The organism is Azospira sp. MPR-LB4 (assembly GCF_058809525.1).
In genome coordinates, this window is the sequence record NZ_CM179521.1 from 2,791,399 (window position 1) to 2,809,745 (window position 18,347).

The following is an 18,347-nucleotide window of genomic DNA, read 5'->3' on the forward strand; positions in this document are numbered from 1 at the left end:
AAATTATAACCGGTCCGCTCCTGCTCCATTGGGCAAAATCGGCTCTTTGCCGCCGCCCGGGCGGTTTCCTGATCATGAACGGGCCGCTCCAGGCCACTGCGGAGAGATGAACATGGGATTGTTGCGCCCCCTGCTGCTTTCAACCCTGACGCTGTGGGCCGCCGCCCCTGCCGTGGCCGGACCGGCCTCCCGGCAGGCGGTGGTGGAGGCCGTGCAGGCGCCGGCCTGGCTGGAGCGCAGCGGCGAGCGCCGGCCCCTGGTGCCGGGCCAGTCCCTCGCCAACCGGGACAGGATCGTCACCGGCAGCGGCTCCCGGGTGCTGATCCAGCTGCCCGAAGGCAGCGGCGTCAAGCTGGGGGAAAACGCCCAGCTCCATCTCAACGCCATCGGCCAGCGCCCGGGGGGCGTCTATACGGCGGCCCTGGACGTGCTGCGGGGCGCCTTCCGCTTCACCACCGGCCTCTTTCCCCAGCGCCTGACGGGGCGGGCCATCAACGTCCGCGCCGCCACCCTGACCGCCGGCATCCGCGGCACCGACCTGTGGGGCAAGTCCGCCGAGGACAAGGACCTGATCTGCCTGCTCGAAGGCCATATCGTGGTCACCCATCCCCTGGGCGAACCCATGGCCTTGAGCGAGCCTCTGGCCTTCGCCAGCGCCCTGCGGGACCAGGCGCCCGGTGCGGTGGCCAGCGTCGAGGCGGCGCAGGTGGAGAAGTGGGCGGCGGAAACGGAAATCCAGGCCGGGGCCGGCGTCCTGCGCCGTGGCGGCGCCTGGGGCGTCAACCTGCCGCCGGTGGCGACCCAGGCCGAGGCCCTGGCGTTGTACGACCAGCTGCGGGAGGCCGGCTATCCGGCGCGGATTCGTCCGCGTCACGATGGGGCCGGGGAGGAGGGCTACGTCTATGTGCTGCGGGTGGGGGGCTTCGCCGGCCGGGAAGAGGCGCGGCAGATGGCGGGTCGTCTGGCGGCGGAGCTGGGCGTGGCGCCCGGGGCCGTCTCCCGCTGAAGGCGGGAATCGAGCAGGCGAGGGGAAATCCAGGGGGTAAGGAGCCGCCGGGGCGGCTTGGCCCCGGGTGGTCCGATCAGGCGGCCTGGGCGGCCGCCTGGGCTCAACAGCCGACCTTGCGCTTGTGCAGGTCGGGGGTGAACACGTTCTTCCAGGTGTCCTGCCAGAACTTGGCGGCGTTTTCCGCAGCCATCAGGCCGAACATGGCCATGCGGCCCTGGTGGCGCCAGATCCAGCTGACCTGGGCGGTGCTGTTGCTGTAGGGCTGGCGCACGGTGCCGCCGGCGCGGGCTTCCACCAGATCGAGAAAGCGCTCGATGCTGTGGCGGTGAAACTCGGAACCCTCGGTGCAGCCACAGGCGGTCTTCGCTTCCTCGACGGCGCGTTGCCACAGCTTGGTGGCCATGGTTTCGGTGATGCCGGCTTTGCGGGCGATCCAGGGCAGAATCTTCGGGTTGTTCATGCTGTTTCCTTTCAAACTTGGCGGTAACCAATGCAGTCCGTCCGCGGCCTTGTGGGCTTGGTGACTGTTTTATGTTGCATTGCAATATCGATTATATCTCAGATGTTCCGGCGATCATTTGTGGTTTACCCGTAGCATCCGGAAGATTGGATGGTGCGGCGCACCAAAAAGTTCCCCGGCCCCGGCGGGGCTATAATCCCGGCCTGACCTTAACCTGCGTCCGCGCCCCTGCCCGCGGCTTCCCGTCCCCATGTCCGACCTGCTTGCCAATCTCAATCCAGAACAACTCCAGGCCGTGACCCTGCCGCCCCAGCATGCCCTGATCCTGGCCGGCGCCGGTTCGGGCAAGACCCGGGTGCTCACCACCCGCATCGCCTGGCTCATTTCCACCGGCCAGATGGGGCCCCACGCGGTGCTGGCGGTGACCTTCACCAACAAGGCGGCCAAGGAGATGCTGGCCCGCCTCTCGGCCATGCTGCCCATCAACACCCGGGGCATGTGGATCGGCACCTTCCACGGCCTGTGCAACCGCTTGCTGCGGGCCCACCACAAGGAGGCCGGGCTGCCCTCCCTGTTCCAGATCCTCGATTCCGCCGACCAGCTCTCCGCCATCAAGCGTCTCCTGAAGAACCTCAACGTGGACGACGAGAAGTTCCCGCCCCGGGAGCTGATGCACTTCATCAACGCCCACAAGGACCAGGGCCTGCGCCCGGCCCAGGCCGAGGTGTGGGACGACTACACCCGCCGCCGGGTGGAGTTGTGGGCCGAGTACGAGGGCCAGTGCCAGCGTGAAGGGGTGGTGGATTTTGCCGAACTGCTGCTGCGCACCTACGAGCTGCTGTCGCGCAACGAGCCCCTGCGTCGCCATTACCAGGAGCGCTTCCGCCACATCCTGGTGGACGAGTTCCAGGACACCAACCGTCTGCAGTACGCCTGGTTGAAGCTCCTGGCCGGTCACGACGGCAGCGCCGGCGCGCCCCAGGGCGCGGCGGTGTTCGCCGTGGGCGACGACGACCAGTCCATCTATGCCTTCCGCGGCGCCGAGGTGGGCAATATGCGGGACTTCGAGCGGGAATTCGGGGTGCAGAACGTCATCCGCCTGGAGCAGAACTACCGTTCCCACGGCAACATCCTGGATGCGGCCAACGCCCTCATCAAGAACAACCAGGGCCGCCTGGGCAAGAACCTGTGGACCGACCAGGGTGCCGGCGAGCCGATCCGGGTGTTCGAGGGCTTCTCCGACCTGGACGAGGCCCGCTGGATCGTGGACGAGGCCCGGGAACTGATCCGGGAGGGCATCTCCCGGGACCAGATCGCCTTCCTCTACCGCTCCAACGCCCAGTCCCGGGTGCTGGAGCACGAGCTGTTCACCAAGGGCGTGGCCTACAAGGTGTACGGCGGCCTGCGCTTCTTCGAGCGCCAGGAAATCAAGCACGCCCTGGCCTACCTGCGCCTCCTGGCCAATCCGGACGACGACACCGCCTTCCTGCGGGTGGTGAATTTCCCCACCCGGGGCATCGGCGCCCGCAGCCTGGAAAACCTCCAGGAAGCGGCCCACCGTTCCAACTCGCCCCTCTACAACGCCGCCGCCAGCCTCACCGGCAAGGCCGGGGCCGCCGTCGGCGCCTTCATCCGCCTCATCGAGGAGCTGCGGCGGGAGACGGAAAACCTGCCCCTGCCCGAAGTGGTGGAACACATCATCGAACGTAGCGGCCTGCGCCAGCACTACCTGGGCGAGAAGGAAGGCCAGGAGCGGCTGGAGAACCTGGACGAACTGATCAACGCCGCCGCCAGCTTCATCGCCGAAGAGGGGGCCATGCCGGTGCCCGATCCGGCCACCCCCGATGCGCCCCTGCCGTCGCCCCTGGCCTCCTTCCTCGCCCACGCCAGCCTGGAGGCCGGCGACCACCAGGCCGGCGACGGCCAGGAGGCGGTGCAGCTGATGACGGTGCACGCGGCCAAGGGCCTGGAGTTCGACGTGGTCTTCATCTCCGGCCTGGAGCAGGGTCTCTTTCCCCACGAAAACTCCGTCATGGAAAAGTCCGGCGAGGAGGAAGAGCGGCGCCTCATGTACGTGGCCATCACCCGGGCCCGCCAGCGGCTCTACATGTCCCACGCCCAGACCCGCATGCTGCACGGCCAGACCCGCTACTGCGTGCCCTCCGCCTTCCTCGACGAACTGCCCCAGGAACTGCTGCTGCGGGTCAATGCCCGCAGCACCCCGGCCTACGACAACAGCTACAGCCGCAGCCCCCGGGCGGCGGCACCGGTGACGGCCTACGAAAGCGCCGCTCCCGCCGGGCTGCGGGTGGGGCAGAACGTCAGCCACGCCAAGTTCGGCCAGGGGGTCATCGTCGCCACCGAGGGCCGGGGCGCCGATGCCCGGGTCCAGGTCAATTTCGGTTCTGCCGGCATGAAGTGGCTGGCCCTGGAATTCGCCAAGCTGACGCCGCTCTAGGATGGGTTTGAGGCCCGGCTTGCCGGGCAGATGGGACGCCGCTGTTGCGGCGGTGTGCCCTGAGGGGTAATAGGGACGGGTGTTGCAGGCATGGCCATGCCGGGAGGCTGGTCCCGCCTGCCTCCCGGGCAAGGGCTGCGGCGGGACTTATTCCCGGGCGAGGAAGGCGGCGAAGAAGTAGCGGCTGATGCGCTCTTCCAGCAGGGCCTGGATGGCCCCTTCGTCGAGGCGCGACAGTTCGGCGTGGAGGGGCGCCGCCACCGGGGCGAAAGCGGCCACCAGCCGGGGATCGAAGTGGCTGCCCGCATCCTTGTGCAGGATGGCCAGGGCCGCTTCGCAAGTCATGGGTTCCTTGTAGGGGCGGCGGGAGGTGAGGGCGTCGAAGACGTCCACCACCGCGAAAATGCGGGCGTTGAGGGGGATCTCCTCGCCCTTCAATCCCTGCAGGTAGCCGCTGCCGTCGTACTTCTCGTGATGGAACTGCACCACCTCCCGGGCCGCCTGCAGCCAGGGGGAGGGGGCGATGATGTGTACGCCGAGGGAGACGTGGGTCTGCATGATGCGGAATTCCTCCGCATCCAGCTTGCCCGGCTTGAGCAGGATGTTGTCGCTGATGCCGATTTTGCCCACGTCGTGCAGGAAGGCGCCGATGATGAGGGCCCGCATGGCGTCGCCCTCCACCCCCGTGACCTCGCCCAGGCGGCAGGCGTAGAGCGCCACCCGGTAGTTGTGGATGCTGGTGTCCGAATCCCGCTGGGCGATGGCGGCGCCCAGGACCGAGGCCATTTCCAGGTTGCCCCGCAGCACCTCCCGGGAGAAGCGCAGCACGTTGCGGTTGAGGGAAAGGATCACCGGGTACAGCACCACCGTGGTGATGAGGGCGGCGGCCAGCACCAGGCCCAGGATCAGGTTGAGGTCCCGGCGCAGGCGGGCCTCCTCTTCCGGCGAGACCAGGAAGACGCCTTCGAAGTAGCCGGCGATGTTGCGCTCCCGGTCCAGGATCGGCACCAGCACCTGCACCACCGTGTTGTTGAGGATGGTGTGTTTCTCGTAATGGTGTTTGCCGTCCATGGGGAAGGCGTGGGCGCTGCCCTTGAGCCCGGCCTCGATGTCCTGGTGGGCCGGATTGACCGCCTCCACCACCTTGCGCCGTTCCCGGTCATACAGCTCGATCACCACGAAATGGTCGCGGACGAAGCCCAGGGCCCGCTGCCGCAGGAAATCCAGCTGCTGGGCCGACATTTCCGCCGCCTCCAGCTCGGCCGCCTGGAAGCGGGCCGATTCGGCCTGGGCCAGGGCCACCACCGCATCGTCGATGCGCTCCGTCGCCACATACCAGGCGCTGCCGCCCAGGAGCAGGGAAACCAGGGCCCAGGCGAGCAGCAGGCGGCCGAGAACGGTGTGGTGGATATTGGTCATGGCGCCAATATTAAGGCCAATCGGGGCCATTCGCACCGCCGGGGAGCGGCGGTATAGTGACGCACCCCCAGCAGAATACAAAAGGAGACAAAAAATGACCCATGCCATCCGCTTTCACCGCACCGGCGGCCCCGAAGTGCTGCAGTGGGAAGAGGTCGGCGTCGGCGAGCCCGGCCCCGGCGAAGTCCGGGTGCGCCATGCCGCCGTCGGTCTCAATTTCATCGACACCTACCATCGCAGCGGCCTCTATCCCGTGCCCCTGCCCTCCGGCATCGGCCTCGAAGGCGCCGGCACGGTGGAAGCCCTGGGCCCCGGCGTCACCCACCTGCAGGTGGGCGACCGGGTGGCCTATGCCGGCGGTCCCCTGGGGGCCTACAGCGAGGCCCGCCTGATTCCCGCCGACCGCCTCATCCGCCTGCCGGACAGCCTCTCCTTCGAGACCGGCGCCGCCATGATGCTGCAGGGCCTCACCGCCGCCTACCTGCTGCGTCGCACCTACCGGGTGCAGAAAGGCGACACCGTGCTGATCCACGCCGCCGCCGGCGGCGTCGGCCTCATCGCCTGCCAGTGGGCCAAGGCCCTGGGGGCCACCGTCATCGGCACCGTTTCCACCGAGGCCAAGGCCGAGCTGGCCCGGGCCCACGGCTGCGACCACCCCATCCTCTACACCCGGGAGGACTTCGCCCGGCGGGTGCGGGACATCACCGGTGGTGAAGGCGTGCCGGTGGTCTACGACGGCATCGGCAAGGACACCTTCACCGGCTCCCTGGACAGCCTGCGGCCCCTGGGCACCATGGTCAGCTTCGGCAACGCCTCCGGCCCGGTGGGTCTGATCGATCCCCTGCTGCTGTCCCAGAAGGGCTCCCTCTTCTTCACCCGCCCCACCCTGATGCACTACACCGCCCGCCGCGCCGACCTGGAGGCCCTGGCGACGGAGCTGCTGGGCGTGGTCACCAGCGGCCAGGTGAAGATCGAGGTGCACCAGCGCTTCCCCCTGCAGCAGGCCGCTGCCGCCCACATCGCCCTGGAAGGCCGGCAGACCACCGGCTCCACGGTGCTGCTGCCTTAAACGGAAAGGTCGTCCATGGGCGCCAAAGTTCGCAACAGCCTGCTCTCCCTGCGGGACCTCCTGGCTACGGCCTGGCCCATCGTGCTGGTGGTGGCCCTGGGTTTCGTCGTCGCCGTCCAGTTCATCCAGCCGGCGCCGCCACGGCACGTGGTCATGTCCGCCGGGGCCGACAGCGGCGCCTACTACGCCTTCGGCAAGAAGTATGCGGAAATCCTGGCGCGTAACGGCATCACCCTGGAGGTGCGCACCTCCAACGGTTCCGCCGAGAACCTGCAGCGCCTGCTGGACAAGGACAGCGACGTGGAGATCGCCCTGGTCCAGGGCGGCGTCGAGGCGCCCCGGCCGGACTACCTGGAGGAGGACGAGGCCCTGCCCCTGTCCTCCCTGGGCAGCATGTACTACGAGCCGGTGTGGGTCTTCTACCGCAGCGAGCGGGAACTGGAGCGCCTGCACCAGCTGGCCGGCAAGCGCATCGCCGTCGGCGCCGAGGGCAGCGGCATCCGGGGCCTGGCCCTGCAACTGCTGGCGGCCAACGAGGTGCCGGTGGACGGCAAGCACCTGCTGTCCCTGGGCGGCCTCAAGGCGGCCGAAGAACTGCAGCAGGGCCGCCTCGATGCCGCCTTCGTCATCGCCGCGCCGGAGGCGCCGGTGGTGCAGGTGCTGCTGCGCTCCCCCGGCATCAAGGTGATGAACTTCGCCCAGGCCGAGGCCTACACCCGGCGCTTCCCCTACCTGTCGAAGATCGTCCTGCCGGAAGGAGCGGTGGACCTGGTGCGCAACTTCCCGCCCCACGACACCACCCTGCTGGCGGCCACCGCCAATCTGGTGGTGCATGACAGCCTGCATCCGGCCATCCAGTCCCTGCTGTTGCAGGCGGCCAGCGAAGTGCACGGCAAGGCCGGCTTCTTCCAGCGCCGCGGCGATTTCCCGGCGGTACGGGACCAGAGCCTGCCGGTGGCCGACACGGCGGAGCGCTACTACAAGTCCGGCCCGCCCCTGCTGCAGCGCTATCTGCCCTTCTGGGCGGCGATCCTGGTGGACCGGCTGGTGGTGCTGCTGTTGCCCATCTTCGCCCTGCTGCTGCCCCTGCTCAAGGTGGCGCCCTCCATCTACAGCTGGCGCATCCGCTCCAAGATTTTCCGCTGCTACGGCGACCTCAAGTTCCTCGAGAACGAGCTGAAGGAAAGCTATGATCCGGGCCGCAAGCTGGAATACCTGGACCGCCTCGACCGTATCGAGGACGAGGCCTATCGGCGTAATATCCCCCTGGCCTATTCGGACCTGCTCTATACCCTGCGGGAACACATCGAACTGGTGCGCCACACCCTGGAGCGGCTGGCGCGACATGCAAACGTGGAGGAAACCCCCTAGATGAAGGCTTACCTGATCGCCAACCCCAAGGGCGGCGCCGGCAAGAGCACCCTGGCCACCAACCTGGCCGGCTATCTGGCCCAGTCCGGCAAGCCCGTGATGCTGGGCGACCTGGACCGGCAGCAGTCCTCCCGGGAGTGGCTGGCTCTGCGCCCCGGCTTTTTGCCCGCCATCCGCAGCTGGGAACTGAAGCACGACGAGCCGGCCCGGCCGCCCAAGGGCACTACCCATGCGGTACTGGATACGCCCGCCGGCTTCCACGGCAAGGCCCTGGACCGCACCCTGAAACAGGTCACCCACGTGCTGGTGCCGGTGCAGCCCTCCCTCTTCGACATCCTGGCGGCGCGCCACTTCCTCGACACCCTGCTGGCCGAGAAGGCCGTGCGCAAGGGGGAGCTGCAGGTGGCGGTGGTGGGCATGCGGGTGGATGCCCGGACCCGGGCGGCGGGGGAACTGGAGCGCTTCTTCGCCGCCTACGACCTGCCCATCCTCGCCTATCTGCGGGACACCCAGCTCTACGTCCAGGCGGCGGCCCAGGGGGCCACCCTGTTCGACCTGACCCCGGCCCGGGCCGAGAAGGACCTGGAGCAGTGGCGCAGCATCATCGACTGGGTGGATGCCTGAGGCTCCCGTCCGTCTAGCTAGGACATAAAAAAAGCCGCCGGATCACCGGCGGCTTTTTTGCGGGCGATGCCCGGGCTTACTTGTGGCTCTGCAGGAAGCGGTCCATGGTGGTGTCGGCCACGCTGAACCAGGCGTTCTGGGTACGGCGGTATTTGTCGTACTCGGTCCACACCTTCTTGAAGGCCGGGTTCTTCGCCGATTCCTCGGTGTACAGGTCCATGGCGGCCTTGTAGGCGGCTTCCAGCACCGCATCCGGATACTTCTGCAGCTTCACGCCCTGGGACAGCAGGCGGGAGAGGGCGGTGGGGTTCTTGTGGTCATACTCGGCCAGCATGGTGACGTTGGCCTCGTAGGCGGCGGCCTGGAAGGCCTCCTGGTATTCCTTGGGCAGCTTGTCCCATTCCTTCTTGTTCACGAAGAAGTGGATGGTGGGGCCCGGTTCCCACCAGCCCGGGTAGTAGTAGTTTTTGGCGACCTTGAAGAAGCCCAGCTTTTCGTCGTCGTAGGGGCCGACCCATTCGGCGGCGTCGATGGTGCCCTTTTCCAGGGCGGGATAGATGTCGCTGCCGGCGATTTGCTGGGGCACGGCGCCGAGGCGTTCGAAGACGGCGCCGCCGAGGCCGGCGATGCGCATCTTGAGGCCCTTGACGTCATCCAGAGTCTTGATTTCCTTGCGGAACCAGCCGCCCATCTGGGTTCCGGTGTTGCCGCCGGCGAAGGACACCACGTTGTAGTTGGCGTAGAACTCGTCCAGCAGCTTCTGGCCGCCGCCGTAGTAGATCCAGGCATTCATCTGGCGCGGGTTCATGCCGAAGGGCACGGAGGTGCCGAAGCCGAAGGTCTTGTCCTTGCCCACGTAGTAGTAGGAACAGGTGTGGCACATCTCGACGGTGCCCTGCTGCACGGCGTCCAGGGCCTGCAGGCCGGGGACGATCTCGCCGCCGGCAAAGACGCGGATGTCGAACTTGCCGCCGGTCATGGCGCGCAGGCGGTTGGCCAGCACGTCGGCGCCGCCGTAGATGGTGTCGAGACTCTTGGGGAAGCTGGAGGTCAGGCGCCACTTGATGGTGGGCTGGGATTGGGCGATGGCGGGAGCCGCGACGGTGGTGGCCACGCCGGCACCGGCAGCGACGCCGGCATTTTTCAGGAATTTGCGACGATCCATGGTTTGTCTCCTTATTTTTGTTGCCTAACTGATGTTGCGAAAGCCGGGCGGCTGAACCTCACCGCTGCCAGCGATGAAAACAGCAAAGGGGATACATGTGCAAATGCCCCAGCCGTCGTGTCGATGGCTGGGGCACTCCTGTTACTGCGTCGAGCTTACCTTACTTGTGGGTCTGCAGGAACCGGTCCATGGTGGTGTCGGCCACGCTGAACCAGGCGTTCTGGGTCTTCCGGTACTTGTCGTACTCGGTGTAGATCTTCTTGAAGGCCGGGTTCTTGGCAGATTCTTCGGCGTAGATTTCCATGGCGGCCTTGTAGGCGGCGTTCATGATCTCGTCGGAGTACTTCTGCAGCTTCACGCCCTGGGACAGCAGGCGGGAGAGGGCCGGCGGGTTCTTGTGGTCGTACTCGGCCAGCATGGTGACGTTGGCCTCGTAGGCGGCGGCCTGGAAGGCCTCCTGGTATTCCTTGGGCAGCTTGTCCCATTCCTTCTTGTTCACATAGAAGGAGAAGGCGGGACCCGGCTCCCACCAGCCCGGGTAGTAGTAGTTCTTGGCGACCTTGAAGAAGCCCAGCTTCTCGTCATCGTAGGGGCCGACCCATTCGGCGGCGTCGATGGTGCCCTTTTCCAGGGCGGGATAGATGTCGCCGCCGGCGATCTGCTGGGGCACGGCGCCGAGGCGCTCGAAGACGGTGCCGCCGAGGCCGGCGACGCGCATCTTGAGGCCCTTGATGTCGCCCAGATTCTTGATTTCCTTGCGGAACCAGCCGCCCATCTGGGTCCCGCTGTTGCCGCCCATGAAGGAGACGATGTTGTAGTTGGCGTAGAACTCGTCCAGCAGCTTCTGGCCACCGCCGTAGTACACCCAGGCGTTCATCTGGCGGGCGTTCATGCCGAAGGGGATGGAGCAGCCCAGGGCGAAGGTCTTGTCCTTGCCCACGTAGTAGTAGGGGGCGGTGTGACAGCACTCGACGGTGCCCTGCTGCACGGCGTCCAGGGCCTGCAGGCCGGGGACGATTTCACCGCCGGCGAAGACGCGGATGTCGAACTTGCCGTTGGTCATGGCGCGCAGGCGGTTGGCCAGAACTTCGGCGCCACCGTAGAGGGTGTCCAGGCTCTTGGGGAAGCTGGAGGTCAGACGCCACTTGATGGTGGGCTGGGTTTGGGCGATTGCGGGTGCAGATACGGTAGTGGCAGCAGCGCCGGCAGCAATGCCGACACCAGCTTTTTTGAGAAAGGAACGACGTTCCATTTTGTCTCCTCCAGGGATTGTTCGGTGTGTTGCAGCCGACGCATTATAGCGACGGCCCGAAGCGGTCCGGCAATAGGGATTACCCTAATCCGGACCGGCTGGAAGAGCTTGCTGGAAGCGGCTTTCGCCCGGGGTCAGGCGCCCGCGACAGTCATCCGCTGGATGAGAATGGAACCCGTCTGCTTGGAGCCGCGCACCACCACGTCGTTGCCGACCCCGGCGATGTTCATGAACATCTCCTTGAGGTTGCCGGCGATGGTGATTTCCTCCACCGGATAGGCGATTTCGCCATTCTCGATCCAGTAGCCGGCGGCACCCCGGGAGTAGTCCCCATTGACGTAGTTCACCCCCTGCCCCAGCAGTTCGGTGACCAGCAGGCCGCGCTTGACCTGGCGGATGAGGCCGGCCAGGTCTTCCCGGCCCGGCTCCAGCACCAGGTTGTGGCAGCCGCCGGCGTTGCCGGTGGTGGTCATGCCCAGCTTGCGGGCGGTATAGACGCTGAGGAAATAGCCGTTGAGCACACCGTCGCTCACCACCTGGCGCGAGCGGGTGGCGACGCCGTCGTTGTCGAAGGGGCCGGAGGCCAGGCCCTTGGGCAGGTCGGGGCGCTCGCTGATGTTGATGCCGGGGGCGAAGATGCGCTTGCCCAGGCTGTCCACCAGGAAGCTGGCCTTGCGGTAGAGGCTGCCGCCGCTGGCGGCATAGACGAAGTTGCCGAGCAGGCCGCTGGCGATGGGGGCCTCGAAGATCACCGGCACCTCGCAGGTCTTCACCTTGCGCCCGCCCAGGCGGGACAGGGCGCGGCGGGCGGCGTAGTCGCCGATGCTCTCGGGGGCGGGGAAGTCCGCCGGGTCCCGGTGGGTGGAATACCAGTCGTCCCGCTGCATTTCCGCATTGCGCCCCTTCTTGCCGGCGATGACGGAGCAGGCAATGTAGTGGCGGGAGCTGGGGTAGCCGCCGGCAAAGCCCAGGCTGTTGGCGGTGGCGAACTGGCCTTCCTGCAGGGAGACGGTGGCGCCCTCGGAGTTTTTCACCAGGGGACTGACGGCGAAGGCCGCATCCTCGCAGCGGCGGGCCAGGTCGATGGCGCCCTCCACGCTCAGCTGCCAGGGATAGTAAAGCTGGGGATCCTGCCACTGCTTGGCCAGCAGGGCCTTTTCCGGCAGGCCGGCGCAGGGGTCCTCGGCGGTGTAGCGGGCGATGGCCAGGGCCGCATCCACGGTCTGGGCCAGGGCCTGGCGGGAAAAGTCGCTGGTGGAGGCGTAGCCCTTGCGCTGGCCCAGGTACACCGTGACGCCGATGCCTTTGTCCCGGTTGTATTCGATGGTTTCCACCTCGCCCTGGCGGACGCTGACCGACTGGCCGAAGCCCTCGGAGACATCCACCTCGGCTGCGGAGGCGCCGCCCCGGGTGGCCAGGGCCACGGTGTCCCGGGCCAGTTGCAGCAGGTCGGCCTGGGGCAGGGAGAAGCGGCCGGAAGTGGCTGCAGCGGTGGTACGGGAGGGCTTGGGGAGAGCTTTCTTGGCCATGAACAGCGAGACAGAGGGGTAAAATCGCTATCATAGCAGCCCCCACCGCCCACCCCTGCCGAGAAGTACAAGGAATCATGGAAGAACTGGACCCCCTGGACGGCGAGCCCGTCAGCAAGACAAAACGCAAACAAGCCATGCAGGACAAGCAGGACCTGGGACGCGCCCTGGTGGAACTGCCGCCGGACCGTCTCAAGCGCCTGCTGGGCAAGGTCGAACTGTCCGAGACCCTCAGCGGCGCCCTGCTCGAATACCAGCGCCTGCCCAAGCGGGAGGCCCAGCGCCGGCAGCTGCAGTACATCGGCAAGCTGATGCGGGATGTGGACCCGGAGCCGATCCAGGCCGCCCTGGACGTGGTCAATGGCGCCTCCGCCGCGGAGAACGCCAAGCTGCACCGGCGCGAGCGTCTGCGCACCCTGCTCCTGGAAAACGAGGCCGTGGCCCTGGCCGACATCGCCGCCCACTGGCCCCAGGCCGATCTCACCCACCTGCGCCAGCTGCGCCGCAGCGCCCTCAAGGAGCAGGAACAGAACAAGCCGCCGAAGAGCTACCGCGCCATCTTCCAGGTGCTGAAGGAACTGGAGGAGGGCGGCGCTGCCGCAGCCACCGGGGATGATGCCGGGGAGGAAGCATGAGCCAGAGGCCCCTGCGCGTCGGCCTGGTCTCCATCAGCGACCGGGCATCCAGCGGCGTCTATGAGGACAAGGGCCTGCCGGCCCTGCGCCAGTGGCTGGACGGGGTGTTGCTGACCCCCTGGGAGGAAGAGTCGCGTCTCATCGCCGACGACCAGCCGGGCATCGAGGCCACCCTCATGGAACTGGTGGACGACGAAGGCTGCCATCTGGTGCTGACCACCGGCGGCACCGGTCCGGCGCCCCGGGATGTGACGCCGGAAGCCACCCTGGCGGTGGCGGACAAGGTCATGCCCGGTTTCGGCGAGCAGATGCGGCAGATCGGCCTGCAGTTCGTGCCGACCGCCATTCTCTCGCGCCAGGTGGGGGTGATCCGCAAGCAGGCCCTGATCCTCAATCTGCCGGGCCAGCCCAAGTCCATCCAGGAAACCCTGGAAGGGGTGAAGGACGGGGAGGGCAAGGTACTGGTGCCCGGCATTTTCGCTGCCGTGCCCTACTGCCTGGACCTCATCGGCGGGCCCTATGTGGAAACCCGGGAATCCGTGGTGGCGGCCTTCCGTCCCAAGTCGGCGCGGCGCCCGCCGGCCGCCTGAGTCGGCCTTCAGTTGTCGCTGCGCAGTTCCCGGTAGCGGGCGATTTCGTAATCGCTGCCGCTTTCCTGGATGTCCATGGGGGTCAGCAGCAGGTGCCGGCCTTCGGCTTCGCACTCCAGGTTTTCCCGCACGTCGAAGCTGGCTGGCGGCATTACCACCCGCACTTCCCCTTCTTCCATGCCGTCCCGCAGCAGCATCCCCGGAATGCCCGCCGCCAGGGCGTAGGCCGAGGTGCTGCGGGGCCGCAGCTCCACCGCCAGGGCCTGGCGCGCCAGGGTCTGGATGCCGACCGCGGCCTGGGTATCCGATTCCCGGCCGTAGCGCCGCACCACGCCGAGCAGCCAGTTGCTGCCGCCTTCCGGCTGCATGGCCAGGAGGGCGCCGATGCGCAGCCAGTCGCCGCGCAGGTTCGGCACCAGGGCGCCGAAGCCGCCCAGACTGACGTTGTCGGCGATCCAGCTTTCCGCCGCTCCGTCCCCGTCCGGCTTGCCGGAAAAGACCTGGAAGGCCGCCTCGAAACCGTTGACCACGGTGAGCAGAGATTTCACCTGGTGCCGCCGGTGTTCCCGCAAGGGCGGGGTCGGCGCCCAGTGCATGGCCAGATGGTGCAGCACCGGCAGGATCATGCGGGCCGGATACTGGCCCCCCAGATTCACCTCTTCCGGCACGGTGCCCAGTTCGACGCTGCGGATCAGTTCGGCCAGGGTCTGGGGCGCGTTGCCCGGGGCGAAGAAGCGCAGGGTCGGCGCCGCCTGGGGCTCCCGGGTGAGGCGTACGGGCGGCAGGGGCTGGGCCGGGTCGATCCAGTACACGCTTTCGGGACCGGAGCGGCTGCCGAACACGAACAGGGGCAGGCAATGGCCGATCAGCCTTTCCGCCAGTTCGATCTCCGCGGGCAGCAGGCTGTCCATGGAGGAGGCGTGGAACATGAGCACCTTCAGGTATTCCAGGGTGGCGGAGGAGGAACTGCTCTGCCCCGGATAGAGCAGCAGCAGGCGCCCGGCGACGCCTTCGCTTTCCGCCGCCAGATAGGCCTGGCCCAGGCGCAGCCAGATGTCGCCTTCCACCGGGCCGTAGTGGTACTGGCGCCACTTCAGCTGGTTGCCGTAGGCCAGGATGAGGCGGGCGTGGATCAGGGGCAGGTGGGGCTTGAGGGCGTCAGCCCCCTTCTCCTTGCCGCGGTAGCGCGCCAGGGATTGTTCGTAGAGCCGTGCCAGCAGGTCCCAGAAGGCGGTGCTGGCGGTCCACAGGCGCCGCTCCTCGGTCTTGGAGAGGCGGGGGGAGTGCAGGTAGTCCCGGGTCAGGCGGCGCAGGTGGGGCTGGGCCGCTTCGTCCAGCTGGCGCACGGTGTCGAACAGCTGCTCGGGTTTGAAGCCTTCGGCGCTGAGCAGGGACTCGAACCAGGCCAGCACCTCGTCCACCGCCTTGAAGGCATTGTCCAGGGGCAGTTCGGCGATGGCGCGGCGCAGTTCCTTGGCGTCGGCCAGGGGGTGCTCCGGCTTGGCGGAAAAGAGGCTCAGAATCACGATGTTCCCCGTTGAAGTCGTTCCAGCGATATTGGCGGTCCTGTCGCCGCCTCCATGGACGGGTCCGCCTGTGCCGGCAGCTCCGGAGCCAAGCTTACGTCATTTTTCCCATGCTGCGAACTGTCCCCCAGGCGTTGGCGGCGGCGGGGTCTCCGTCAACGGCCCCGCCCGTCGCCGCCATGGGCGGGACGGGGGCAAACGGCTACAATGCCAGCGATAAAAAAGTAGCGGAGCCCCTCTCCATGCAGCAGTACCACGACCTCATGCGCCACGTGCTCGAGCACGGCCACGTCAAGACCGACCGCACCGGCACGGGCACCCGTTCCGTCTTCGGCTGGCAGATGCGTTTCAACCTGGCGGACGGCTTCCCCGTCATGACCACCAAGAAGCTGCACCTGCGTTCTATCATCCACGAACTGCTGTGGTTCCTGCAGGGCGACACCAACATCCGCTACCTCAAGGACAACGGCGTCTCCATCTGGGACGAGTGGGCCGATGCCAACGGCGACCTGGGGCCGGTGTACGGCAAGCAGTGGCGCCGCTGGGAGACGCCGGACGGGCGTCTCATCGACCAGGTGGGCCAGCTGGTGGAAAACCTGAAGAAGAACCCGGATTCCCGCCGCCACGTGGTTTCCGCCTGGAACCCGGGGGACGTGGATTCCATGGCTCTGCCGCCCTGCCACTGCCTGTTCCAGTTCTACGTGGCCGACGGCAAGCTGTCCTGCCAGCTGTACCAGCGCAGTGCCGACATCTTCCTCGGCGTGCCCTTCAACATTGCCTCCTACGCCCTGCTGACCCACATGATCGCCCAGGTCTGCGGCTACCAGGTCGGCGATTTCGTGCACACCCTGGGCGATGCCCACCTCTACAGCAACCACCTGGACCAGGCGCGCCTGCAGCTGTCCCGGGATTTCCGTCCCCTGCCCAAGCTGGTGCTCAATCCCGAGGTGAAGGACCTGTTCGCCTTCCGCTTCGAGGACATCGCCCTGGAAGGCTACGATCCCCATCCCTCCATCGCTGCGCCCATCGCCGTCTGACCGGGAATACCGCCCATGCCCATGGACATCACCCGCACCGCGCCCTGGCAGGCCCTCCTGGCCCACCGGGAGCAGCTTCGTTCGCACCACCTGCGGGAATTGTTCGCCCGGGAACCGGCCCGCTTCGAGAAGCTTTCCTTCCGCCTCGGCGATTTTCTCGCCGATTTTTCCAAGCAGCGCATCACTCCCGAGACCCTGGGGCTGCTCACCGACCTGGCCCGGGCGGCGGATGTGGAAGGCTGGCGCGATCGCATGTTCGCCGGCGAGCGCATCAACGTCAGCGAACAGCGGGCGGTGCTGCATCCGGCCCTGCGTTTCCTCGGCACCGGCCCCTTCCCCAGCGCGGCCAAGGACGTCATGCCCGAGGTGCGGGCGGTGCGGGCCCAGATGCGGCAGTTTTCCGAGCGGGTGCGCAGCGGCCTGTGGCGCGGTTACTCCGGCGAGGCCATCCGCCATGTGGTGAACCTGGGCATCGGCGGTTCCGACCTGGGGCCCAAGATGGCGGCCCGGGCCCTGTCGGCCTACGACCATCCGGCCCTGCACGTGCATTTCGTCTCCAACCTGGACGGGGCCCAACTGGCGCCCCTGCTGGAGACCCTGGACCCCCGCACCACCCTTTTCATCGTCGCCAGCAAGACCTTCACCACCCAGGAAACCCTGCGCAACGCCGAGACGGCCCGGGACTGGCTGCTGGCGGCGGCCGGTCCGGAGAACGAGGCGGCGGCCCTGGCCCGGCACTTCGTGGCGGTGACGGCGGCACCGGCCGAGGCGGGTCTGTTCGGCATCGGCCACGACAACATCTTCACCATGTGGGACTGGGTCGGCGGCCGCTATTCCCTGTGGTCCGCGGTGGGCCTGGCCCTGGCCCTGGCCATCGGCATGACCCAGTTCGAGCGGCTCCTGGCCGGCGCCCAGGCCCTGGACCAGCATTTCCTCAAGGCGCCCCTGGAGCAGAACCTGCCGGTGCTGATGGGCCTGCTGGGCATCTGGAACACCAACTTCCTCGGCGCCGAAACCCTGGCCATCCTGCCCTACAACGAGTCTTTGCGTACCCTGCCCGGCTACCTGCAGCAGCTGGAGATGGAGAGCAACGGCAAGATGGTGACCCGCAGCGGCAAGCCCCTGTCCTGCCATCCCAATCCCATCGTCTGGGGCGAGATTGGCATCAACGGCCAGCATGCCTTCTTCCAGCTGCTGCACCAGGGCGGCTGGCTCATTCCCAGCGACTTCATCGTCGCCGCCACCAGCGACTATCCCCTGCCGGGCCACAACGGCCCCCTGCTGGCCAACTGCCTGGCCCAGAGCTCGGCCCTGGCTTTCGGCCGCAGCGAGCAGGAGGCCCGGGCCGAGCTGGAGCTGGAGGGCTGGGCCGAGGCGGAGATCGCCGCGGTCCTGCCCTACAAGGTGTTTGCCGGCAACCAGCCGTCCACCACCCTGATGCTGCCCCGCCTGGACCCCTACCACCTGGGGTTGCTGATCGCCCTCTACGAGCACAAGGTGTTCGTCCAGGGGGTGGTGTGGGGCATCAATTCCTTCGACCAATGGGGGGTGGAGCTGGGCAAGAAGCTCGCCGGCCGCCTCCTGCCTGCCCTGGAAGGCACGCCCGACGAGGGGCTGGACGCCTCCACCCGGGGCCTCATTGCCTACTGCCGTCGCCATGGCCAACTCTGAACCGACCACTTCCTCCGAGGCTCCCCAGCTCGTCGCCCTGATCGTGGCGGTGGGGGCCAACCGGGCCATCGGCCTGGACAACCAGCTGCTCTGGCGCCTGCCGGAGGACATGGCCTATTTCAAGGCCACCACCCAGGGGCGCCCGGTGATCATGGGGCGCAAGACCTGGGAATCCCTGCCGGAGAAGTTCCGTCCCCTGCCGGGGCGGCGCAATGTGGTGGTCAGCCGCAACCGGGACTACCTGGCGCCCGGCGCCATCCTCGCCCATTCCCTGGAAGAGGCCCTGGCCGCCGCCGGCGGCGGCGAGGTCTTCGTCATGGGCGGCGCCGATCTCTACGCCCAGGCCCTGCCCCTGGCCCGGCGCCTCTATCTCACCGAGGTCCGGGATGAACCCCGGGCCGACGCCTTCTTTCCCGCCCTGGAGGCGGATGCCTGGGAGGAGCGTTCGCGTCGTCCCGGCAGCCCCCCCGCCGGTGCCCCGGCCTACGATTTCGTGGTCTGGGAACGCCGTCCCCGCTGATCCAGCCTGTAC

General features: G+C 67.5%; 16 protein-coding genes. 10 read left to right on the top strand and 6 right to left on the bottom strand.

The genetic code is table 11. The features are described 5' to 3' along the window. Positions 1 to 112: 112 nt before the first annotated feature. Positions 113 to 1,006: an SPOR domain-containing protein gene (locus tag AC3QLZ_RS13105; protein WP_014236326.1), complete on the top strand. Its 894-nt coding sequence runs from the start codon at positions 113 to 115 to the stop codon at positions 1,004 to 1,006. Positions 1,007 to 1,109: 103 nt separating this feature from the next. On the opposite strand, the gene AC3QLZ_RS13110 is transcribed toward AC3QLZ_RS13105, so the two are convergent. After that, a complete protein-coding gene (locus AC3QLZ_RS13110; protein WP_014236327.1) occupies positions 1,110 to 1,469 on the bottom strand; it encodes a hypothetical protein in 360 nt (119 codons plus the stop codon). Between the two features lie 250 nt (positions 1,470 to 1,719). Here AC3QLZ_RS13110 and AC3QLZ_RS13115 point away from each other — a divergent pair, with 250 nt between their 5' ends. After that, complete coding sequence (locus tag AC3QLZ_RS13115; RefSeq protein WP_014236328.1) at positions 1,720 to 3,927, top strand: UvrD-helicase domain-containing protein; 2,208 nt, start codon at positions 1,720 to 1,722, stop codon at positions 3,925 to 3,927. 147 nt (positions 3,928 to 4,074) lie between these two features. On the opposite strand, the gene AC3QLZ_RS13120 is transcribed toward AC3QLZ_RS13115, so the two are convergent. Further along, positions 4,075 to 5,376, bottom strand: a complete 1,302-nt coding sequence (locus AC3QLZ_RS13120; protein ID WP_157870590.1) for an HD-GYP domain-containing protein — start codon at positions 5,374 to 5,376, stop codon at positions 4,075 to 4,077. Between the two features lie 64 nt (positions 5,377 to 5,440). Here AC3QLZ_RS13120 and AC3QLZ_RS13125 point away from each other — a divergent pair, with 64 nt between their 5' ends. The 3 genes from AC3QLZ_RS13125 to AC3QLZ_RS13135 are packed head-to-tail and all read left to right on the top strand — an operon-like array spanning position 5,441 to position 8,410. Beyond that, positions 5,441 to 6,415: a quinone oxidoreductase family protein gene (locus AC3QLZ_RS13125; protein ID WP_014236330.1), complete on the top strand. Its 975-nt coding sequence runs from the start codon at positions 5,441 to 5,443 to the stop codon at positions 6,413 to 6,415. Positions 6,416 to 6,430: 15 nt separating this feature from the next. Beyond that, the gene (locus AC3QLZ_RS13130) at positions 6,431 to 7,786 is read left to right on the top strand and encodes a TAXI family TRAP transporter solute-binding subunit (protein ID WP_014236331.1); all 1,356 of its coding nucleotides are present in this window, start codon (positions 6,431 to 6,433) and stop codon (positions 7,784 to 7,786) included. Continuing rightward, complete coding sequence (locus tag AC3QLZ_RS13135) at positions 7,787 to 8,410, top strand: nucleotide-binding protein (protein WP_014236332.1); 624 nt, start codon at positions 7,787 to 7,789, stop codon at positions 8,408 to 8,410. A 76-nt stretch (positions 8,411 to 8,486) separates the two neighbouring features. On the opposite strand, the gene AC3QLZ_RS13140 is transcribed toward AC3QLZ_RS13135, so the two are convergent. From AC3QLZ_RS13140 to pmbA, 3 genes are all read right to left on the bottom strand, one after another. After that, positions 8,487 to 9,575, bottom strand: a complete 1,089-nt coding sequence (locus AC3QLZ_RS13140) for a TRAP transporter substrate-binding protein (RefSeq protein ID WP_014236333.1) — start codon at positions 9,573 to 9,575, stop codon at positions 8,487 to 8,489. Positions 9,576 to 9,735: 160 nt separating this feature from the next. Next, positions 9,736 to 10,827, bottom strand: coding sequence for a TRAP transporter substrate-binding protein (locus AC3QLZ_RS13145; protein WP_014236334.1), 1,092 nt, complete (start codon positions 10,825 to 10,827; stop codon positions 9,736 to 9,738). 134 nt (positions 10,828 to 10,961) lie between these two features. After that, entirely contained in the window at positions 10,962 to 12,356 is a 1,395-nt protein-coding gene (pmbA, locus tag AC3QLZ_RS13150) for a metalloprotease PmbA (protein ID WP_014236335.1), read from the bottom strand. A 77-nt stretch (positions 12,357 to 12,433) separates the two neighbouring features. Here pmbA and yjgA point away from each other — a divergent pair, with 77 nt between their 5' ends. Further along, the gene (gene yjgA / locus AC3QLZ_RS13155) at positions 12,434 to 12,991 is read left to right on the top strand and encodes a ribosome biogenesis factor YjgA (protein WP_014236336.1); all 558 of its coding nucleotides are present in this window, start codon (positions 12,434 to 12,436) and stop codon (positions 12,989 to 12,991) included. Further along, positions 12,988 to 13,581 carry a molybdopterin adenylyltransferase gene (mog, locus tag AC3QLZ_RS13160; protein ID WP_014236337.1) on the top strand — a complete coding sequence of 198 codons (594 nt, stop codon included), beginning with the start codon at positions 12,988 to 12,990 and terminating at the stop codon, positions 13,579 to 13,581. Before yjgA ends, mog begins: the two co-directional genes overlap by 4 nt. An 8-nt stretch (positions 13,582 to 13,589) precedes the next feature. Here the strand turns inward: mog and AC3QLZ_RS13165 are convergent, their stop codons facing one another. Next, positions 13,590 to 15,107, bottom strand: a complete 1,518-nt coding sequence (locus AC3QLZ_RS13165; RefSeq protein WP_014236338.1) for a cyclic-di-GMP receptor FimW-related protein — start codon at positions 15,105 to 15,107, stop codon at positions 13,590 to 13,592. A gap of 242 nt (positions 15,108 to 15,349) precedes the next feature. On the opposite strand from AC3QLZ_RS13165, the gene AC3QLZ_RS13170 reads away from it, so the two are divergent. From AC3QLZ_RS13170 to AC3QLZ_RS13180, 3 genes are read left to right on the top strand one after another with little or no spacing between them, the layout of a single operon-like run. Then, on the top strand, positions 15,350 to 16,144 hold the full coding sequence (locus tag AC3QLZ_RS13170; protein ID WP_014236339.1) for a thymidylate synthase: 795 nt from the start codon (positions 15,350 to 15,352) through the stop codon (positions 16,142 to 16,144). A 15-nt stretch (positions 16,145 to 16,159) separates the two neighbouring features. Continuing rightward, positions 16,160 to 17,815: a glucose-6-phosphate isomerase gene (pgi, locus tag AC3QLZ_RS13175; RefSeq protein ID WP_014236340.1), complete on the top strand. Its 1,656-nt coding sequence runs from the start codon at positions 16,160 to 16,162 to the stop codon at positions 17,813 to 17,815. Beyond that, positions 17,802 to 18,335, top strand: a complete 534-nt coding sequence (locus AC3QLZ_RS13180) for a dihydrofolate reductase (protein ID WP_014236341.1) — start codon at positions 17,802 to 17,804, stop codon at positions 18,333 to 18,335. Before pgi ends, AC3QLZ_RS13180 begins: the two co-directional genes overlap by 14 nt. Positions 18,336 to 18,347 lie beyond the last annotated feature (12 nt).

Excerpts from the sequence above, each read along its gene's own strand:
- AC3QLZ_RS13105 (WP_014236326.1), top strand. The coding sequence starts at position 113 with ATGGGATTGTTGCGCCCCCTGCTGCTTTCAACCCTGACGCTGTGGGCC.
- AC3QLZ_RS13110 (WP_014236327.1), bottom strand. The coding sequence starts at position 1,469 with ATGAACAACCCGAAGATTCTGCCCTGGATCGCCCGCAAAGCCGGCATC.
- AC3QLZ_RS13115 (WP_014236328.1), top strand. The coding sequence starts at position 1,720 with ATGTCCGACCTGCTTGCCAATCTCAATCCAGAACAACTCCAGGCCGTG.
- AC3QLZ_RS13120 (WP_157870590.1), bottom strand. The coding sequence starts at position 5,376 with ATGGCCCCGATTGGCCTTAATATTGGCGCCATGACCAATATCCACCAC.
- AC3QLZ_RS13125 (WP_014236330.1), top strand. The coding sequence starts at position 5,441 with ATGACCCATGCCATCCGCTTTCACCGCACCGGCGGCCCCGAAGTGCTG.
- AC3QLZ_RS13130 (WP_014236331.1), top strand. The coding sequence starts at position 6,431 with ATGGGCGCCAAAGTTCGCAACAGCCTGCTCTCCCTGCGGGACCTCCTG.
- AC3QLZ_RS13135 (WP_014236332.1), top strand. The coding sequence starts at position 7,787 with ATGAAGGCTTACCTGATCGCCAACCCCAAGGGCGGCGCCGGCAAGAGC.
- AC3QLZ_RS13140 (WP_014236333.1), bottom strand. The coding sequence starts at position 9,575 with ATGGATCGTCGCAAATTCCTGAAAAATGCCGGCGTCGCTGCCGGTGCC.
- AC3QLZ_RS13145 (WP_014236334.1), bottom strand. The coding sequence starts at position 10,827 with ATGGAACGTCGTTCCTTTCTCAAAAAAGCTGGTGTCGGCATTGCTGCC.
- pmbA (WP_014236335.1), bottom strand. The coding sequence starts at position 12,356 with ATGGCCAAGAAAGCTCTCCCCAAGCCCTCCCGTACCACCGCTGCAGCC.
- yjgA (WP_014236336.1), top strand. The coding sequence starts at position 12,434 with ATGGAAGAACTGGACCCCCTGGACGGCGAGCCCGTCAGCAAGACAAAA.
- mog (WP_014236337.1), top strand. The coding sequence starts at position 12,988 with ATGAGCCAGAGGCCCCTGCGCGTCGGCCTGGTCTCCATCAGCGACCGG.
- AC3QLZ_RS13170 (WP_014236339.1), top strand. The coding sequence starts at position 15,350 with ATGCAGCAGTACCACGACCTCATGCGCCACGTGCTCGAGCACGGCCAC.
- pgi (WP_014236340.1), top strand. The coding sequence starts at position 16,160 with ATGCCCATGGACATCACCCGCACCGCGCCCTGGCAGGCCCTCCTGGCC.
- AC3QLZ_RS13180 (WP_014236341.1), top strand. The coding sequence starts at position 17,802 with ATGGCCAACTCTGAACCGACCACTTCCTCCGAGGCTCCCCAGCTCGTC.